The 19389-nt window shown below is 38.2% G+C and carries 14 protein-coding genes; 9 read left to right on the plus strand and 5 right to left on the minus strand.

The features are described 5' to 3' along the window. Positions 1-751 precede the first annotated feature (751 nt). The 4 genes from mnmL (at position 752) to AC1DNH_RS20225 (ending at position 5190) form a co-directional block, all read left to right on the plus strand. On the plus strand, positions 752-1699 hold the full coding sequence (mnmL, locus tag AC1DNH_RS20210) for a tRNA modification radical SAM protein MnmL/YtqA (protein ID WP_108198438.1): 948 nt from the start codon (positions 752-754) through the stop codon (positions 1697-1699). Between the two features lie 346 nt (positions 1700-2045). Beyond that, on the plus strand, positions 2046-3452 hold the full coding sequence (locus AC1DNH_RS20215) for an ammonium transporter (RefSeq protein ID WP_477625604.1): 1407 nt from the start codon (positions 2046-2048) through the stop codon (positions 3450-3452). Positions 3453-3489: 37 nt separating this feature from the next. Next, entirely contained in the window at positions 3490-4515 is a 1026-nt protein-coding gene (locus AC1DNH_RS20220) for a porin (RefSeq protein ID WP_057932804.1), read from the plus strand. A 96-nt stretch (positions 4516-4611) separates the two neighbouring features. Further along, positions 4612-5190: a DUF4468 domain-containing protein gene (locus AC1DNH_RS20225; RefSeq protein ID WP_477583248.1), complete on the plus strand. Its 579-nt coding sequence runs from the start codon at positions 4612-4614 to the stop codon at positions 5188-5190. Here AC1DNH_RS20225 and AC1DNH_RS20230 read toward each other — a convergent pair whose 3' ends face one another. Further along, positions 5191-5658, minus strand: coding sequence for an SRPBCC family protein (locus AC1DNH_RS20230; RefSeq protein ID WP_477583246.1), 468 nt, complete (start codon positions 5656-5658; stop codon positions 5191-5193). Between the two features lie 653 nt (positions 5659-6311). Then, positions 6312-6785 (minus strand): ribonuclease H-like YkuK family protein, encoded by a 474-nt coding sequence (locus tag AC1DNH_RS20235; RefSeq protein ID WP_477583244.1) that lies wholly within the window; start codon positions 6783-6785, stop codon positions 6312-6314. A 237-nt stretch (positions 6786-7022) separates the two neighbouring features. Between AC1DNH_RS20235 and AC1DNH_RS20240 the strand changes: the two genes are divergently transcribed. From AC1DNH_RS20240 to AC1DNH_RS20260, 5 genes are all read left to right on the plus strand, one after another. Then, on the plus strand, positions 7023-7241 hold the full coding sequence (locus AC1DNH_RS20240; protein ID WP_029274122.1) for a hypothetical protein: 219 nt from the start codon (positions 7023-7025) through the stop codon (positions 7239-7241). A 50-nt stretch (positions 7242-7291) separates the two neighbouring features. Beyond that, positions 7292-8596 carry a DEAD/DEAH box helicase gene (locus tag AC1DNH_RS20245; RefSeq protein WP_477583243.1) on the plus strand — a complete coding sequence of 435 codons (1305 nt, stop codon included), beginning with the start codon at positions 7292-7294 and terminating at the stop codon, positions 8594-8596. Between the two features lie 207 nt (positions 8597-8803). Beyond that, positions 8804-9037 carry a DUF1456 family protein gene (locus AC1DNH_RS20250; protein ID WP_029274124.1) on the plus strand — a complete coding sequence of 78 codons (234 nt, stop codon included), beginning with the start codon at positions 8804-8806 and terminating at the stop codon, positions 9035-9037. Then, positions 9021-11717 (plus strand): TonB-dependent receptor, encoded by a 2697-nt coding sequence (locus AC1DNH_RS20255; protein WP_477625605.1) that lies wholly within the window; start codon positions 9021-9023, stop codon positions 11715-11717. The genes AC1DNH_RS20250 and AC1DNH_RS20255 overlap by 17 nt, the downstream gene beginning before the upstream one ends. Before the next feature lie 44 nt (positions 11718-11761). Further along, positions 11762-12496, plus strand: a complete 735-nt coding sequence (locus tag AC1DNH_RS20260; RefSeq protein WP_477583978.1) for an SGNH/GDSL hydrolase family protein — start codon at positions 11762-11764, stop codon at positions 12494-12496. A gap of 209 nt (positions 12497-12705) precedes the next feature. On the opposite strand, the gene ettA is transcribed toward AC1DNH_RS20260, so the two are convergent. From ettA to AC1DNH_RS20275, 3 genes are all read right to left on the minus strand, one after another. Beyond that, complete coding sequence (gene ettA / locus AC1DNH_RS20265; protein ID WP_057932811.1) at positions 12706-14385, minus strand: energy-dependent translational throttle protein EttA; 1680 nt, start codon at positions 14383-14385, stop codon at positions 12706-12708. A 436-nt stretch (positions 14386-14821) separates the two neighbouring features. After that, positions 14822-16321, minus strand: coding sequence for a RagB/SusD family nutrient uptake outer membrane protein (locus AC1DNH_RS20270; RefSeq protein WP_477608839.1), 1500 nt, complete (start codon positions 16319-16321; stop codon positions 14822-14824). A gap of 17 nt (positions 16322-16338) precedes the next feature. Next, complete coding sequence (locus AC1DNH_RS20275; RefSeq protein WP_477581032.1) at positions 16339-19263, minus strand: SusC/RagA family TonB-linked outer membrane protein; 2925 nt, start codon at positions 19261-19263, stop codon at positions 16339-16341. Positions 19264-19389: the final 126 nt, after the last annotated feature.

Below are 19389 nucleotides of genomic sequence, written 5' to 3' on the forward strand. Positions count from 1 at the left end.
CTTCTCTTCTCCCGATAGAAAAATCGGGATCGTGTTCGCTGCTACCGGGTTTAGCTAAGTTAAACCTGTGCTTAAACTCAGTTTTCCAAACCCGACATGGCGGATACCGGCCCCGTGTGTAAGGCCTGCAGGCGTATGAGCATGTGGCGGGACTAACATTGCGAAGAACCACTGGTTTTGCTTTTCTAAAAAAAACTAAATTTTTAAATCCTGATGAGCAGCAGCGTGTTTTTCCTAAACCCTAAACCCTAAACCCTAAACCCTAAACCCTCTACCTTATATATATGCTAAATCTTACCGCTCCAAATCCCATTTTCGCATTTTGAAAAGCAGGGTTCTGTTTCAATCGGTTCCGAAAGCCCCGTTATCCGCTTTACTTCTCCCGATAGAAAAATCGGGATCGTGTTCGCTGCTACCGGGTTTAAGTAACTCAAAACTGTGCTTAAACTCAGTTTTCTAAACCCGACAGGCGGATACCAGCCCTGTGTGTAAGGCCTGCAGGCGTATGAGCATGTGGCGGGACTGGCACTGCGACGAACCACAGGCTTTGCTTTTCTGAAAAAAAAAACTAAATTTTTAAACACTGTTGAGTTGCTGGTTGTTTACCCTAAACCCTAAACCCTAAACCCTAAACCCTAAACCCTAAACCCTAAACCCTAATTGTACGCCAAATCTCACATCTCTTGTCTAATATCTCAAATCTCACCTCCCTAATCACTCGTCTCGAACAAAAAGCGTATTTTTGCAAATAATGGGAACACTAGTAGATTCAGGGATAAAGGGTTATAAAAATTACGGCACGCATTTGCGCGAAAAGTATAAAGGGCAGCGTGTATTTAAAGTAATTGTAGATGGTGGTTTTACCTGCCCCAACCGCGATGGGAGCAAAGGTTACGGTGGTTGTACGTATTGTAACGTAGATTCTTTTACGCCGGAGCCTTCGCGTAAAAATCCAAATATTAAAGATCAGCTTGCCGAAGGCATGTTAAGGGCTAAAACTTCTTATAAAGCTGATAAGTATATTGTTTATTTCCAGCCTAATACCAATACCTATGCACCAGTACATTATTTAAAGATGATGTATGATGAAGCGCTATCGATTAATACCGAAGATATTGTTGGTTTTGCTGTGGGTACACGTCCTGATTGTATCGATGCAGAAAAGGTAGCTTTGTTAGAAAGTTATACCGACCGCTTCGATGTAGATTTAGAAATGGGCATGGAATCGATTTATGATGAAACCCTCGATCAGATCAACAGAGGTTGCAGTCATGGCGAATTTGTTGCTGCTGTAGAACTTTTAAAAGATAGTAAGCTCGATCTGTGCGTGCATACCATTTTTGGCTTCCCCTGGGAAACCCGCGAGCAGATGCACGGCTACATTCATGAAATTAACCGTTTTCCGCAAATCAAGTTTGTAAAGTTCCATCACCTTCATGTTGTAGAAGGATCGATAATGGGCGCTAAGTATAAAAAGGAACCCTTTAAATTGTTTTCTCTAGAAGAATATACCGACTTACTTTGCGAATTAATCCCTTTATTACGTCCGGATATTGTTATTCAGCGGCTTTTTGGCATTTCGGATTGGGATTTGTTGATTGCGCCTAACTGGGGACTTAACAAATCGGCAATTCAAACCTATATGGATAAAGAAATCGAAAAAAGAGGAGTGGTTCAAGGATCTGCTTATTTTTCGTAAAAAGTTAAATTTTTTAACGATTTTTTTAAAAACCCATGAAATTTCATGGGTTTTTCTGTTAATGATCGGTTTTTTTAGTCAAAATTTTACAAATTTTGGGTAAAATCATATAAATGATGGTTAATATGTGATTTTGTTTTTATTAAAAACTTGTATTAAAATCCCCTGTATTTTTTGGTATTTTTATTTTTAAGGTTAATTTTTGTGTTGTTTTATAAAAATCACTTGTTTTTATTAAAATATTTCAATTAAATGGTGTAAAAACTACAATATGTCGTATTTTTAGAAAAATAAATCAAGCATATTTCAATTATTTAAACAATACAAACAAATTAAACTAAAAACTATGAGTAAATTCTCCTTTAAACAGTATGCGCCTTTTGCGATATTGATGATTGTCGCAATTTTCGCTCTATTTATTCCACTTCTTCCTAATTTTGATGAAGGCAAGTATAGTGGGCCTGATATTGCATTCATATTAATCGCTTCTGCGCTTGTATTTTTAATGACTCCAGGCCTTGCATTCTTTTATGGTGGAATGGTTCACCGAAAAAATGTATTATCTACCATGATTAAAAGTGTGGTAGCGGCAGGAGTAATTACAGTTTTATGGACAGTAGTAGGTTTTAGTTTAGCCTTCGGAGATACCATTGGTGGTTTCATTGGAAATCCCTCAACGTTTTTGTTCTTTAAAGGTGTAAATTCTGGAGCACCACATCTTCAGGGAGGAGCAGACTTAACCATTCCGCTTTCTTTATTTGCAGTGTTTCAATTAATGTTCGCCATTATTACCCCAGGTTTAGTGGTAGGTGCCGTAGCAGAGCGTATCCGTTTTACCTCATACATCTTATTTATTGTTTTATTCGCAATATTCGTTTATTCTCCGTTAGCCCACTGGACATGGCACCCACAAGGTTTCTTGTTTAAAATGGGTGTATTGGATTTTGCGGGAGGTACCGTAGTTCACATTTCTGCTGGTATGGCTGCATTGGCTGGCGCATTGGTTTTAAAACGTAGAAAATCTCACTTAGAGCATAAAGAAGTTCCGCCTGCAAATATCCCTTACGTATTAATTGGTACAGGTTTATTATGGTTCGGTTGGTTCGGTTTTAATGCAGGTTCTGCATTAGGTGCAAATAGCTTAGCTGTTTCGGCATTCTTAACTACCAATACGGCTGCTGGTGCTGCAGGTTTATCGTGGATGTTCTTTGATGTTGCAAGAGGTAAAAAACCTTCGGTTTTAGGTTTTTGTATCGGTGCAGTAGTTGGTTTGGTAGCCATTACACCAGGTGCAGGTTTTGTAAGTATTCCATCTAGTATATTTATTGGTGCTATTGCCGCAGTTATTTCTAATCTTGTAGTTTCTTGGAAACAAAAAACCAGTTTAGATGATACATTAGACGTTTTTCCTTGTCATGGTGTGGGCGGTATCGTTGGTATGTTGTTAACCGGTGTTTTTGCAACAAAAACAGTAAATGCTGCTGGTGCTGATGGCTTGTTTTATGGTAACCCGGCTTTCTTTATCACGCAATTAAAAGGTGCTGTAATTGTAATCATCTTCAGTTTTGTTGTATCATTTATCATCTTCAAATTCATCAACCTGATTCAACCGATCCGCGTATCAGAAGAAGAAGAAGAAATGGGACTTGATGCATCTCAACATGACGAGAAATACTCTCAAGGTACCTTGCTAGTTGAAGAAAGAGCGATCTATATCGAAAAAAACAGTCCATTAACAGAATCAGTATCTTAAGGATTTTATAATATCTAAACTCAAAATAAGCTCAAACATGAAGAAACTTTTAACCGCTATTTTTGCAATGGCCAGCACTACGTGTGCCCTGGCTCAAGAGACCACTACATCACCACTTGAAATTTCAGGATCGGTAGATACGTACTTTAAGTATGATTTTGCTAAAAATCCATTAAACGGAAAAACATCTTTTGTAACTGATCACAACTCGGTATCGTTAGGTATGATTGATATTGCCTTGAAGAAAAAAACAGGTAAAGCTTCATTTGTTGGAGAGCTTTCTTTTGGCCCTAGAGGACAATCGCAATCTATTCCTGATGCTGCAGCCGGAGGTTCGTCTTTTAATATTCAAAACTTATATGTTAACTACGATTTTACTGATCAGTTTAGCATGACAGCAGGTTACATGGGTACATTTATTGGATATGAGGTAATCTCTCCAGTTGGAAACTTTAACTATTCTACTTCCTACCTGTTTACCAATGGTCCGTTCCAAAATGCGGGAATTAAAGCTACTTATAAATTCAGCGATAAAGTAAGTTTAATGGCTGGTTTATTTAACGATTGGAATGTTTATTCCGCTTCGAGAGGTGTTTCGGCTATCGGTGGCCAGTTAATGGTTGCTCCTGTTGAAGGCTGGACTGCTTACATCAATGCCTTATCGGGAGCTGGTTTTGGCGGGTATGGAACGATTATCGATTTAACCACTTCATATCAAATTACAGAGAAATTTAAATTGGGTTTAAATGCAGCCAATTATGATATCAAAGATAGTTCGGTACCGGGAAGTTACGCAGGTGCTGCCTTATACCCTCAATTTGCTGTATTGGATGCAGTAACTTTAGGTTTAAGAGGTGAGTACTTTAAATTTAAAGCCGCGGGTGCAGTTCCGGCTACTGCTTTTACTGCAGTAACACTTACTGCAAACATTAAATCTGGTGGTTTAACATTTATCCCAGAAGTAAGATTAGACCACAATAGTGATAAACCGTTCTTCAAAGAAGGTGGCGCTGCGGCACCGAATGGTGGCCAATTCTCTTTGGCAGCCGTTTACGCTTTTTAAGGAAATAAAAATGTTAATATCAAGCCGTCCAGATGTAAATCGGGACGGCTTTTTCGTACCTTTAAATAATTACATTTGCCTGTTAACCGATTCCAAATGAAACATCTTCTTTTTATTATTCTTGTTCTTTTTTCAATTCAATTATCTGCGCAGCAAAAACAGTTTTCGAAAGATGATAATGGTAAATTTATTTATTATCAGGTGGTAGACTCGCAAATGATAAGCAAAGATACCTTGTTGCAAAGGGCTAAATCTTTTGTTAATGTTGCTTATAAAAAATCGATGAGGCAAGAAAGTGCTACCGATTCTTCTGTTTTGGCTAAAGGAACTATGGTAATTGATAAAACAATTTTGGTAGCTGGCCATCCAAGCGGAGAAGTAAGTTATAATTTCGTTTTTGAGGCGCGTAATGGCAAATATAGGTTTTGGTTAACCGATATACTGTTTATCCCATATCAAAGAGACCGCTATGGGAATTTTGTAGCGACTACTAAAATTGGCGTACCATTAGAGCGTACGCCTGGCAAATTGAGTGCGGGCGCATGGAAAGACATTTTAAACAGCGCTTATAATAAGATAGAAAAATTTGGTGATGATTTTAAGAAGTATTTAGCAACCAATAGGGTTGAAAAAGCCAAAAAGAAAGCTGAAACCATTTCAACGAAAAAATGGTAATTAGCGCATAGAAAATAATTCCTCAACCTTTTGGTAACGGAACTTAAAAATTTCGTTGATTTTGTTGTTCACCACCATGGCATTTACGATAACACCGATTGGTCCCCAGCCAATGCTATAGTGTAAGGTATCGTGCATTAATACACCGCCATCTATTTTTTCGAAATGGTGCTGGTGGTGCCAGAAAGCAAATGGACCAAACCGTTGCTCGTCGATAAAATACTCCTTATCCTTAACGTGTGTTATCTCCGTTACCCAGTTTAATTTAATGCCAAACAATGGGGCAACCTTATAGGTGATAATCAGGCCAGGGTACATTTTAGTATTGACGATGTTTGGTGAGGTTACATCAAAGGTCATATTCTTTGGGGTGATTTCGGCCAGGTTTATTGGCGAAGAAAAAAAGTCCCAGGCGGTATCAAGATCAACAGGGAGTTTTTGGGTAAATTCTAATCTATAAGTTTTCAAATTTTTGTTTTAAAGCACAACAACAAAGATGGGGTTTTGTTGAGGGAATAAGTTAAAGCTTGTGGATTTAATGTCAGTCTTTGGGTTAATTTTTTGCCTACAGCTCATGCTTTCCTCGGCTCGCCGCCGCCGATGGGCTCTTTCTTTTTGCTGTCAAAAAGAAACAAAAAACACCGGCTGAAAATTTATTCATTTTATATTATAGTTTTCAGCTGCATTCATGAGGGCTTCGCCGTTTTCTTTCGAAGTTAGTAGGTTGGCCGTGTCGGTGGAGCCCGAAAAATTTGTTAGGCCGGATTTAAGTAGAACGGGGATATGGTGCTATGGCCTAGTTAGGTGGAAATGCGTAGTTTGTAAACCATTCATATTCAAATAAATATAAAGTGATGTCAATGGTGGAATAGTCGAAGACTTAACTGTATAGTTTGTAAAGAGATTGATATTGGTTGTCTGTTTTGCCCCGAATAGCTGTACTGTTTAAGCCGCCTAAACCCGATCAAAGCGAGATGCCGATATTTCAGTCGGCAGAAGCGGGAGCGGGACTGCAATAACCAAAAAGCTACTGCAATTGCTTTCCAAAAAAAAATGTTCATTAAATAATCAGCTTTGACAAATTTCTAGCATTTGGCCAATAAATTTGTCAAAGCTTTACACTAATGCACCATTTTATCTGCACAGGTAGAACTGGCAAATGCTTCTGGTTTAGCCTTAAAAATAAAGCCCATACTTAAAATATATCCCATGGCATCGTTAAGTGCTTTGTTCGATTTAAACGATGGACTGGTGTTGATATCGGCATGTACTTCTAAAGCCACGTCATAAATATCAAGTAAATCACAAATAGAATAAGCAGTTTCGATTGATTTTTGCACTTCCATTAACATTCTTTCTTTAATGCTTACCTGTTGTGTGCTTTTTTCCTGATGGATGTACATAAAACCGCCATGATGTTCTCTTAACAGCACAATTACGGTTGCAAAATCGGTTACTGCGCCTTTTACCTGCGAATCGGTACCGATGCAAACTTTAAGCTTAAAGCCGTTTTGGCTTTCTCTGATAATCGCGTTTTCTACTTCTTCGAGGATTGAAGATTGAATAATTTCACCACTAAATTTTTTCCACATCATACATTTGTATTTTTTGAGGTTAATTCCAAAGGAATCCCTTTGGGACGAATGGTAATCAGGTTTTTATAAAAATAAGTGCTAAAAATTAAATATGTGTTAAGGTTAGGTTGTTTATTTGCTAACAAAAAGTTAGTTATCAACAAGTTAGTGATAATAGTTTGGATGAACTTATTATTTGTTGAAACAAATTATTATTCGGTCCGTTAATATTTGTACATTCATTAAAAAATCTTAATTATGAGAGCAGAATTAATTCAAGAGCTCCAGTTATTACAAAATAGCAGAGCGAATAAATTTGCAGATGAACTGGCTGACAAGATCTTATCTTCGGTTGATGCCGTTAACGAAAAAGTGCTATCATCAATGTCAAAACGTGGTAACATGTTAATGTTGCTCGAGAAAAGATTAAACTTTTCTACGCTGCGGAAACTTAGGGAAAGATTTTTCAAGCCGTAACTAAGGCTGTAGTTCTGGGCGTAAAGAGAAATGATTACCTTTATGGCGGAATGATAGAAAATGCCTTAAAAAAATTAAATATTACTGCACTTAATGAGATGCAGGAGTCTTCTGTAAAAGCAGCCAAGACTGGTAAAGATGTAATATTGATTGCGCCAACGGGTTCGGGGAAAACGCTGGCCTTTTTATTGCCATTACTTTCCAACCTAAAAACCGGAGTAAAAGGGGTACAGGCCTTGGTTTTGGTCCCTTCGAGAGAGCTTGCCTTACAGATAGAGCAGGTTTTTAAACAAATGGGTACTTCTTTTAAAGTAAACTGCTGTTACGGTGGTCATGCCGTACGGATAGAGAAGAATAATCTTGCACACCCACCTGCCATCCTGATCGGAACGCCTGGCAGGATAGCTTACCATTTAGAGCATCAAAACTTTGACGAATCTTTTATCGAAACCTTAGTTTTAGATGAATTTGATAAAGCACTGGAGTTTGGCTTTGAGCAAGACATGTCTTATATCATTGGCTCACTGCTTTCGTTAAAACAGCGTATACTTACTTCTGCTACCAAAATGGAAGAAATTCCTGCTTTTGTAAAGCTAAATGTGCCTGTTGAAGTCGATTTTTCAAAAAATATCGAAGCAAAACCAGATCTAAAGCTCAGAAAAATAACAGCACCTGCTGCCGATAAGTTAGATTACCTTTTCAGATTACTGAGTAAAATAGGTAGTAAAAATACATTGGTTTTCTGTAACCACAGGGAAACTGTAGATCGGATAAGTGATTTACTTTTCGAAAATGGTTTAGGTCACGATGTTTTTCATGGTGGGATGGAACAGTTCGATCGAGAAAAGGCATTGCTTAAATTTAGAAATGGTAGCCATCGGATTTTAATCACAACAGATCTGGCTGCCCGTGGTCTGGATATTCCTGAGGTGGAACATATTGTACATTATCAATTACCTTACACCGAAGATGCCTATATCCATCGCAATGGCAGAACGGCAAGGATGCATGCAAAAGGAACGGCCTATGCCATTTTAACTTCAGAAGAACACTATAAGTATTTGCCGGAAGATATTGAGGAGGAAGTTTTATCCGAAAAGTATAAATTACCAGAAGCCAGCGATTGGGTAACTTTATACATTGCACATGGCAAGAAGGATAAAATTAACAAAATTGATATTGTAGGTTTATTTTTGCAGAAAGGTAATTTAACAAAAGAAGATCTTGGCCTGATCGAAGTTAAAGATACCACCAGTTACGTCGCGGTTAAAAGAAGCAAAGTAGAAAAATTATTGAAAGCATTGAGCGGCGAAAAAATTAAAGGAAAAAAACTTAAATTAGAAGTAGCGAGTTAGTTCATTGGTTCATTGGTTCATTGGAAAAACGGGGCTTAAAGTTCTAGATTTATTTCTGTAGTCATTCAATAATTTATTCATTTAACCGTTTATTCAATAGCTCAATCGTTCAATATACTCATTCATAAATTTTCTAATTTAATCACGCTATAATCCGCTAACTCAATCACTCACTAATTCAGACATTCTCTAATTCAAACATTAAAAATGAGCAACAACGATATATTAAAAAAACTAAGAGTAGCCCTATCATTAAAAACAGAAGATATCATAACCATTTGCGACCTGGTTGGATTTAAGGTAACCAAGGCAGAACTGGGCGATATTTTCAGAAATGAAGACCATGAGAATTTTAAACCTTGCGGCGATCAGATTCTGCGTAATTTCTTAAATGGTCTTGTGATTTACAAAAGAGGTCCGAGGGATGAAAAAAAGCAATAATTTATGCTTTTTAATATTTTTTATACTGATCACACTTTCCTTTAACGCTCTCGCTCAGTCTCAGTTTAAAATAAGTGGTAGTGTAATCGATTCTTTGAAGAAGCCTATTGAGGGCGTAAGCATCCGATTGATTACCGATAAAGATACACTCCGCTCAAATTCAGATGCGAAGGGAAACTTTGCATTCGCAAAAGTAACCCGAAATAAATTCTACCTTACCATTACCGCATTGGGCTACAGGCCGTTTGCTTCTATCTACGAAATCGAATCTTCGAAAAAAAACTCCGTTTTAGAACCCATTATGCTCAAGATGGAAACGATCCGTCTCGAAGATGTGGAGGTTAAAGTAAAGGTAGACCCCATTAAGATCAAGAAAGATACGATTGAGTATAACGCTGCTGCCTATACCGTAAGAGAAAATGATAAAGTGGAAGATCTGTTAAAACAACTGCAAGGTATTGAGGTTGACGAAAAAGGTGCTGTTACTGCCATGGGAAAAAAAATGACCAAGTTGCGGGTAAATGGTGAGGATTTTTTTACCAGTAACGTAGAAGATTACATCAGACAGTTGCCCGCCGATATTATTGCTAAACTACAGGTAATTGAGGATTATGGTGATGAAGCCAGTTTTACAGGCATAAAAGTAGGTACGCCACAAAAAATGTTGAACCTGATTACTAAGCCTGGCATGGACAAAGGTGTTTTTGGCGGAGTAAATATGAGTTCTGCCACCAATAATGCACATAATTTAGGCGGTAATGGTAGCATATGGAGAAAAACGAAGCAAATTGGTTTTGGAAGCCGTTATGGTATCACGAATAATGAGTTTACCAAAATGAACAATGGAGGTTTAAATGGTAATATCAGAGACAAAATTTCGAAGGAATTTAGCTTTAATGGCGGCTATCATTTTAGTAACGGAATTAATAAATCTATTCAGAGTAATTACCTCGAAACGTTTAACCCGCAGGGAACAATATTCGACTTAAGAGAAAGCGCCAATAATTCCAGATCGCTAAACAATAACATCAACCTCGGTTTAAATGGGGCCACAAAGAAGAATTACCTTAATATTTCGCTTAATGGGGCTTTGGCCAATACCCATAACGATGCGTTTTCCACTTCCAATAAAACAGGTTTTATCAAACAGGATCTACTGTCTAATTCAGGTTCAAGGAACAGTAATCCTAATGTTAATGGAAGTATTAATTGGTCTAGGCGGTTGGCTAATAATAAGAGGTCGTTATCTATGGGATTTAATTTTGGCACAAGCGAAGGAAACTCAAACAGTACAATTAATGATATTATAAGGTATTACAACGAAACCACCAACGTACTGGTTAAAGATTCTTTACTGAACAGATTGGTTGATAATAATACCTCGAACTCCAATTTTGGGGGCAATTTCCAATTTTCCAATTCATTAAAAAAGCCAAACGACAGTACAGGATACAGTTTTATTAACCTGTCTTACCGTTTTTCAGTTAGCAGGAGCCGCAATTTGCAAACTACAACGGTTACCAATCCGTTGGGAAACAGTTTTGTTGTCGATTCGCTGGGGCAGGATTATGTCTCTAATTTTATCAATCAGAATTTTGGTATCGGTTTTAATACCAACGCAAAGCGGATCAGTTATAATTTAGGACTTAATTTTTCGCCCAGTATTATTATCGGTAAATACCAGAACACAGGGCAAGAGTTAAAAAACTATCAGTTAAACTTTTCGCCATCTGCCAATTTAAGTTATCAGATTAAAGACAATGGGAATTTAAGTTTTGGCTATAATGGTTACACCAGTTCGCCCGATTTTAATAAACTACAACCCGTTAGAAACAATAACGATGTACAGAATCTGATTATCGGTAACCCAGATCTGAAAGCAACTTCGAGCCATACTGCCGATTTGAGCTATAATCAATTTGACCTCAAATCGGGATTGAGTATTATGGCAGGTTTGTCAGGAACTTTTGCTTTTAATAGTGTTGTAAGTAATACGGTTTTTCTGAGAGATACGCTAAACAGTTTAAAACAACAAACCACCTACGAGAATGTAAATGGTGTTTATAACATAGGTGGTAATTATTCCTTCAATAAAAGGTTGTTAACCAACAAACTGTCGCTCTCCATTAATGGAAATATTGCCTATAGCCGCAATGTTTTTTATACCGAAAATGTATTAAACCGGAGCGGTGGAATTAATGTTTCGAATGCTTTTAGGTTTAATCTGAATGAGAAAAAATATTCCTTCAATAGCAGTGTATCGTATAGCTTTAGTTCAAACACTTACTCTGTAATGAACCAGAACATTAAGAATGTCCAGGTTCTGGCTTTAAATGGCAGTGCCAGTTGGATTCCAAGCAAACGTTTTAGGGTAAATGCATCGGCATCTAAAAGTTTAAATTTTGGCTATAACCTATATGCCGGCAACCCATTATTGGTGAACATGGGGTTGAATACTTCCTTCTTGAAAGATAATAAACTCCTTTTTTCTATCCAGGCGAACGATCTGTTTAATCAAGGCTCACTTTTTAGCACCAGTATCAGCAACAATTCTATATCCGAAAACAGGACACGCTTTATCAGCCGCTTTGTGCAGGCAACACTGGGTTATAACCTGAGTCAGTTTGGCAATAAAAGAAACAGAACGAATTTAAATTTAAGCGGAGAAGAATTTAATTAATGGGGAATTAATTAGTTTAGCGTTTTGTTCAAATCGAATATCCCATGAAAAGTAAAATCCTAATCTTTTTTTTATTGGTCTTTGCAAGCAGTTCGTTTGCACAGCTGAAGACAGATTCGTTAAATAGTAAACCTAAAAAGGAGAATTTTGCTGATGATTGGGCTGCATTAAGTAAGTACCAGAAAGAAAATGAACTTTTACCGCCACCAACCAGAAAAGAAAAAAGAGTTGTTTTTTTAGGGAGTTCGATATTCGAATTCTGGAAGCAAAAAGATCCTGAATATTTTAAGGATAAACCTTATCTGGATAGGGGGATAAGCGGGCAGATTTCGCCACAACTGCTCATCCGTTTCCGGCAGGATGTAATTAATCTTAAACCAAAGGTAGTGATCATTTTGGCCGGGAGCAATGATATAGCCGGCAATACAGGCCATGTTACCATCGATAAAATTATGGATAACATTAAATCGATGGCAGAACTGGCGAGGCTGCATCACATTAAAGTGATACTCTGTAAATACCTGCCTGTTTACGAATATCCATGGAATAAGCGCATTAAAGCGGCCGATAGCATTGTGGACTTAAATGCAAAAATTGTGGCCTACGCCAAAGAAAGAAATTATACAGTTTTAGATTATTGGACACCGCTGGTAGATGAACGAAAAGGGCAGCGTGCCGAACTAACGGTTGACGGTGTTCATCCAAACCTTGCAGGTTATAAAATAATGGAAGAAGTAACAGATGCTGCAGTAAAAAAAGCCTTGAAAAACTGGCATTGATTTCCTAACTAGATTGGGAACCACGTAGTGCTCATGAATGCCTTTGGAGAGAAGAAAGCCTATGAATAATTGTAATGCAATAGGCTTTAAGATTAGCTTCGCTGAGCACTTCGTGGTTCCCGCATGCACGGGAATGACGATAACGTTAAAAAATAATTTCCAAATTACACCTCAAACAAAAAAGTCCCGATTCTCATCGGGACTTTGTATTAATTTAGTTTTTTATATCTGATGCGTTTTGGGGTAACATCACCTAAACGTTTCTTGCGGTTTTCTTCATAATCTGAATAGTTCCCTTCGAAGAAATAAACTTCAGAATTACCTTCGAACGCCAGGATGTGTGTACAAATCCTATCTAAGAACCACCTATCGTGACTGATCACTACGGCACAACCACCAAAGTTTTCTAAGGCTTCTTCCAGGGCACGTAAAGTGTTTACGTCGATATCGTTGGTTGGCTCATCCAGTAGCAATACATTGGCTCCCTTTTTCAAGGTAATGGCCAAGTGTACACGGTTACGCTCACCTCCTGATAGGATGCCTACTTTTTTCTGTTGATCGCCACCATTAAAGTTGAACTTTGAAACATAGGCACGTCCGTTAACGGCTTTAGTGCCCAATTGGATATTGTCCAATCCATCGGTAATGTTTTCGTAAACGGTTTTATCGGCATCTAAATCGTTGTGCATCTGATCTACATAACCCAACTCAACGGTTTCGCCTACACGGAATGTACCAGCATCTGCTTCTTCCTGTCCGGTAATTAAACGGAATAAAGTGGTTTTACCTGCACCATTGGGACCAATAATACCCACAATACCTGCCGGCGGAAGGGAGAAGTTTAAATTATCGAACAATACCTTATCGCCATAAGCTTTGGTAACATTTGTTGCTTCAATTACCACATTACCCAAACGAGGTCCAGCAGGGATGAAAAGTTCCAATTTATCTTCTCTTTCTCTGCCATCTTCTGAAGCTAATTTATCGTAGTTGGCTAAACGTGCTTTAGATTTTGCATGACGTGCTTTTGGTGCCATACGTACCCATTCTAACTCGCGTTCTAATGTTTTCTGGCGCTTGCTTTCTGTTTTCTCTTCCTGCGATAAACGTTTTGCTTTTTGATCTAACCAGCTGCTGTAATTTCCTTTCCATGGAATACCTTCACCGCGGTCTAGTTCTAAAATCCATCCGGCAACATTATCTAAGAAATACCTATCGTGGGTAACTGCAATAACGGTTCCTTCGTAATTTTGTAAGAATTGTTCTAACCAATCGATACTTTCGGCATCCAAGTGGTTGGTAGGCTCATCCAATAATAATACATCAGGGTGTTGAAGCAATAAACGGCACATGGCCACACGACGGCGCTCACCGCCTGATAATACACCGATTTTAGTGTCAGGATCAGGACAACGCAAGGCATCCATAGCTCTTTCTAATTTCGAATCAATTTCCCAGGCACCTAATGCATCAATTTTATCCTGAAGTTCGCCTTGTCTGGCCATCAGTTTATCCATGGCATCAGGATCTGAGTAGTTTTCCTCTAAGCCGAAAGCTTCGTTTACTTCTTCGTACTCTTTTAAAATAGCAGTTACTTCGGCAACGCCTTCTTCAACCACCTCGCGCACGGTTTTTTCAGGATCCAAGATCGGCTCCTGTGCTAAATAACCGACCGAATAACCTGGTGAGAAAACCACTTCGCCTTGGTAAGATTTATCTAAACCGGCAATGATTTTTAAAAGAGATGACTTACCAGAGCCGTTTAAACCAATAACCCCGATTTTGGCACCGTAAAAGAAAGAAAGGTAAATATTTTTTAAAACCTGTTTTTGTGGAGGGTAAATTTTGTTTACACCTGCCATTGAAAAGATTATTTTCTCGTCTGACATTATAATGTGTTGTTTTTAAAGTAGTTTAATACTAAGATTGATATTAAAGGAAGGTTAACAGTTTTTCTTACAGACTGTTTTACCCAACCAAATAATGGCAACGCCAAAATTGCTCACAAAGATAAGAACAACAAGCCCATTACAAAGTGCTTTATGATTATACTTTAATAAACTTTTAGCCACAAATTAACACGGAATGCTTTTCTGCATCATGCCAACTAATGAACCAATGACGAATGAACTGCCAATTCTAATCTCGTTTTAATGTAATTATCATAATTCGTTCATAAAATATATCTTGCTGTGTAACGCAATACAAAAGTTTTACATTTAGCTAGCGGATAATTCTTAGTAGATACCGTAAGCATTAGTTAAAGCAAAAGCCTTTCAGGATTGAAAGGCTTTTGTTTTTTGATAATATGAAATTTGTCTTTTATTATGGGTTTTGAGATAAATTAGGATTTTTATCTCTTTCGGTTTGTGGGATAAAATAAATTACCCGCGCATCAGTAGGGTTAATGGTTTGATTAACTGAGCCATTAATAGTAGAGTGTGTGCCTGGGTAATCTCTTACCACTGGACGGTTATTTCTAAATAGGTCGTAAGCCCGTTGACCTTCAAAAGCCAGTTCTAACCATCTTTCTTCCAGTACAATATCTAAAATGTTGTGTGTTGGCGTAACATCTGTCAAAGTATAAGCTGGAATTCCTGCACGGGTTCTAATTATATTCACATCATCTAAAGCCAATTGCGTATTGTTCAGCTTGGCATTGGCCTCCGCTCTGTTTAGGTGCATTTCTGCTAAACGGAGGTAAACAGGTGATGTTAAATTAATCACGCCTTCCTGCAGGTTATTTTTATTTACATAATAAATAGGTGCAGCAGGGGTTAGTTTTGTATTTAACTGTTGTACGCCATTTACGATTAAAGGTGAAATAAAGCTTTTTCTTTTATCCTGAGGATATTTATTAAGAAAATTATAATACTTTACCGAAGCATATATTTCTCCCCATCCGCTTTCTCCCTGGCCTAAGGCATTACCATTGGCATCGCCACTATAGTATAACGAGCCAATAGCTGAATAATCGTAGTTCTCGGTTTTGGTGTGTTTGATGGCAAAGATATTTTCGGTATTTTTTTCTGGATCGCCTCTAAAATAGGTTTGATAGGCGGCATCCTGCATCAATTGATACTTGTTTGAGCTGATAACCAGGTTGGCATATTCTACGGCTTTGGCGTTGTTATCCATATAAAGATAAACTCTTGATAAGAGTGCATAAGCAGCCATTTTTGTAGCGAAGCTATTGCTTTTCTCTGCAGTGATACATTGCGCAGCTTTTAATAGATCAGCAATTACAAAATCGTAAACTTGGGCAACTGTACTTCTTTTGATTATAGCAGCGTCGGTTTCACTTACCGTTTCGCTCAAAATTGGAACTCCAGCATTGGTGGTAGGGTTCTGTGCATAAGGCCTTCCGAACATGCGTACCAGGTTAAAGTGCAACATCGCCCTTAGGAATAAGTTTTCACCTTTAATTTGCAGTAAATCAGCAGATGAACCATCTGGAATAAGCTTAATGATTTTATTTGTTGCAGATGCAACATAATAGGCTTGCTGGAAATAAGCAGTTGCATTGGCAGAATTTACCAGGTGGGTATACTTATATAAATTGGTTACATCACTTGATGAGTTTTGCCCCTGAGCTACTTCATCAGAAGGGAGCTCGGCTAGCCAATGGTAATTATTTTCGTAGTTTAATGATTTTAGGGTAGCATAATTACCTAAGGTGGCCGTACGCTTACCTTCGATTGTAGTTAATAACCCACTATCTTCCGCTTTATCAGAGGGGAAATAAGTTTTACGACATGCAGATGCAGAAAGAATAACACTGGCTACAATGGCGAATTTTATGATGTGATTATGGTATATTTTCATGATAATCTTATTAATAATTAGAATGTTAGGTTAACGCCAAAAACAAATCTTCTGCTGGTTGGATATCTGAAAGACGAAATACCACCAGTAAGATCAACTTCAGGATCTACACCCGAAAACTTGGTGGCCGTAAATAGGTTGTCGCCGCTCACATACAAGCGGGCTGCATTTATTGAGGCCTTTTTTAACCAAGTGGTAGGTAAATTGTATCCTACGGTTACATTTCTCAATCTTAAATAACTTCCATCTTCTAAAAAGCGGGTAGAGGTTTGATGCGATTGAAGATTACCGCCGAATTTAGCCTGTGGATGGGTTGCATCGGTTTGGCCAGGTGTTGTCCATCGTACCGAACCTTTAGGTAATACCTGTTGATTATAACTTTCGTACACCCCGTCGTTATCGAAATAGAAACGGCTATCGTTATATACCCAGTTGCCATATACAAAATTTAAGAAAGCCGAAAGGGTAAAGTTTTTATATTCCAATGTATTGGTTAATCCGCCACTAAACTTTGGCGCTGACGATTTACCTGTATATTGTCTGGTAGCCTGGTTATAAGTACTGGTTACACCAGTAAGATCGTCTAATTTTTCCCAAAGCGGTTTGCCATCAGCCGGATTTACCCCTGCCCATTTTTGCATGTACCATTCATCCATATCATGACCCAAAGCTATTGGCTGGGTACTGGTGTTTACTACCAATAAGCCTTGATTTAACTCCATAACTTTGTTGCGGTTAAAAGACATATTAAAGCTGGTTTCCCATTTAAAGTCTTTTTGCTGGATGTTTTTAGCGTTGATAGTGAGCTCAATGCCTCTGTTTCTTACCGCACCTATGTTTCTTCTAATGCTTCCATAACCCACTGTTGAAGGAAGTGGAACGGCAAATAGCAGATCAGAGTTGCGTTTGTCATAGGCATCAATAGTAATGTCGATACGTTTAAATAATCCAAAATCCAGACCTAAATTGTAGGCTCTCGATTTTTCCCAGGTCAAATCCGGGTTGGCAATTTGGGTAGGGAAGGCACCTGTTTGACCATTGTATGAAGCTCCTGCATTTAAATTATATAGTCCCAACGATTGATAAAAACCATCAGGGCTATCGTTCGTGGTAAAACGTTGATTACCAGTAGTACCAAAACTGGCGCGTAATTTTAGAAAGGTAAGTGTGGTATTGCTCTTTAAAAAATCTTCGTTAGATAAAATCCACGATGCGCCTGCCTGATAAAAAGTTGCGGCGGGATTGTTTTTCCCAAATCGCGAAGAGTATTCATTTACTATAGAAGCTACTAAGTAATACTTGCCTTGATAGCTATAGTCGGCCTGCGCAAGGTATTTTATATTTTGATACTGATCATATCTTCCTGTGGGTTTATTGGTGATATCAGTTGCTGTATTTATGGCATCCAATCCGGCTGGCAAACCTTTGGCAGTAATTCCGCTTTCATCATATTTATAACCTTCTATCTCCGCAACACCTAAAACGCTCAGGCTATGGTTACCTAAATTTACGTTGTACTTAATTCTGTTCGATGATAAAAGTGTAGTAGAGAAAGTATTACCTAAAGATACTGTTCCCAGGTTTGTTGCGCCACTCTGACTTCTTCTGTCATAATAATTGCTCGATCTGCCGTTGGCAATGGTGGCCCTGTTATAACTAGAAACCGTTAGGTTTTTGAGTATGTCATAATCCAGGTTTATATCACCTGTTGTGGTATAACTTCTTGCTTTTGAATAATTGTATTGCAAGCTCTGCAAAAAGTTTGAGCGGTCTCTACCTTTCCAGGAAGGAATACTCCGTGGGTCAGTTGGACTGCCGTCCGCATTATAAGCAGGATCGTATGGCATATTTAAATAAGCCTGATAAACAGCACTTTCAGGGTTATAATTATCATTGATTACAATTCCGCTTAACAAAGCCGTTAATTTTAGTTTTTTAGTCAATTGTGAGGTAAGGTTAGCCCTTAAACTATATTGTGTTTTATCGTTGTTGATTAAAGTTCCTTCTTCTTTAAAATAGTTGCCTGAGATATAAAATTGAGTTTTCTCACTCCCCCCAGATGCGGTTAACGTGTGGTTATTTACCATTGCTGTTCTAAAGGCCTCATTCCACCAATCGGTATTGGTATTTAGTACCGAAGCAGCTGGCGGAGTAGTAAAGAAAGATTTTTGGTAATCGTAAAGTTGTTGAGCATCCATTAGCTTAAAGTTACCTGTAGTAGCCTTGGCAATGCCAATGGTTGAGTTTAGGCTGAATCTGGTTTCTCCCGCTTTTCCTTTTTTGGTGGTTACAATAATAACGCCATTGGCAGCTCTCGATCCGTATAAACCTGTGGCTGCGGCATCTCTCAATATGGTAATATTATCCACATCGGCCGGGTTATACGTACCACCAATGTTTCCATCAACTACAATTAGTGGCCCGGTACCGGCATTAATACTACCTACGCCACGTACCACTACATTCGAGCCAGCAGTAGGGTCGCCAGAAGCAGAACTCGCCACCACACCAGGCGCTTTACCCTGTAGCAGGTTGCCGAGGTTTACAGAAGTTACATCATTAAGCTGCGAACCACTTACGGTAGTTACTGCACTCGAAATTTCTGATTTCTTCTTTGTGGTATACCCTACAACTGTTACGGCGTCTAACTCAGTAGATTGATCTACTAAAGAAACATTTACAGCAGTATTTGTGCCCACTTTAATGGTTTGTGTGGTAAAACCTAGGGCTTTAAACTCCAGGGTACTCTCATTATCAGCGCTAATCGTATATTTTCCGTTTGCATCTGTTTGTACGGCAGTTTTTGTGCCCAGAACGGTCACGGTAATTCCCGGAAGCGGGAGTTTTTTACTGTCGGTTACCGTACCAGAAATAGTACGGTTTTGTGCCTTTACTACGAAAATACACGCAATAAAGGAAATCATTAAAAGAATTTTCTTCATGTTTTTTAGGTTAGATTAGTTACTGTTTTGTTATCTGTTGAGGAGCATTAATCAGATTAGGGAGGGCTAAAAGTTATTCTTAGGTTCATTAATAATATACTTTTTAGTAAAATGATTATTACTAAA

It is taken from the genome of Pedobacter sp. 01N310 (assembly GCF_056399805.1).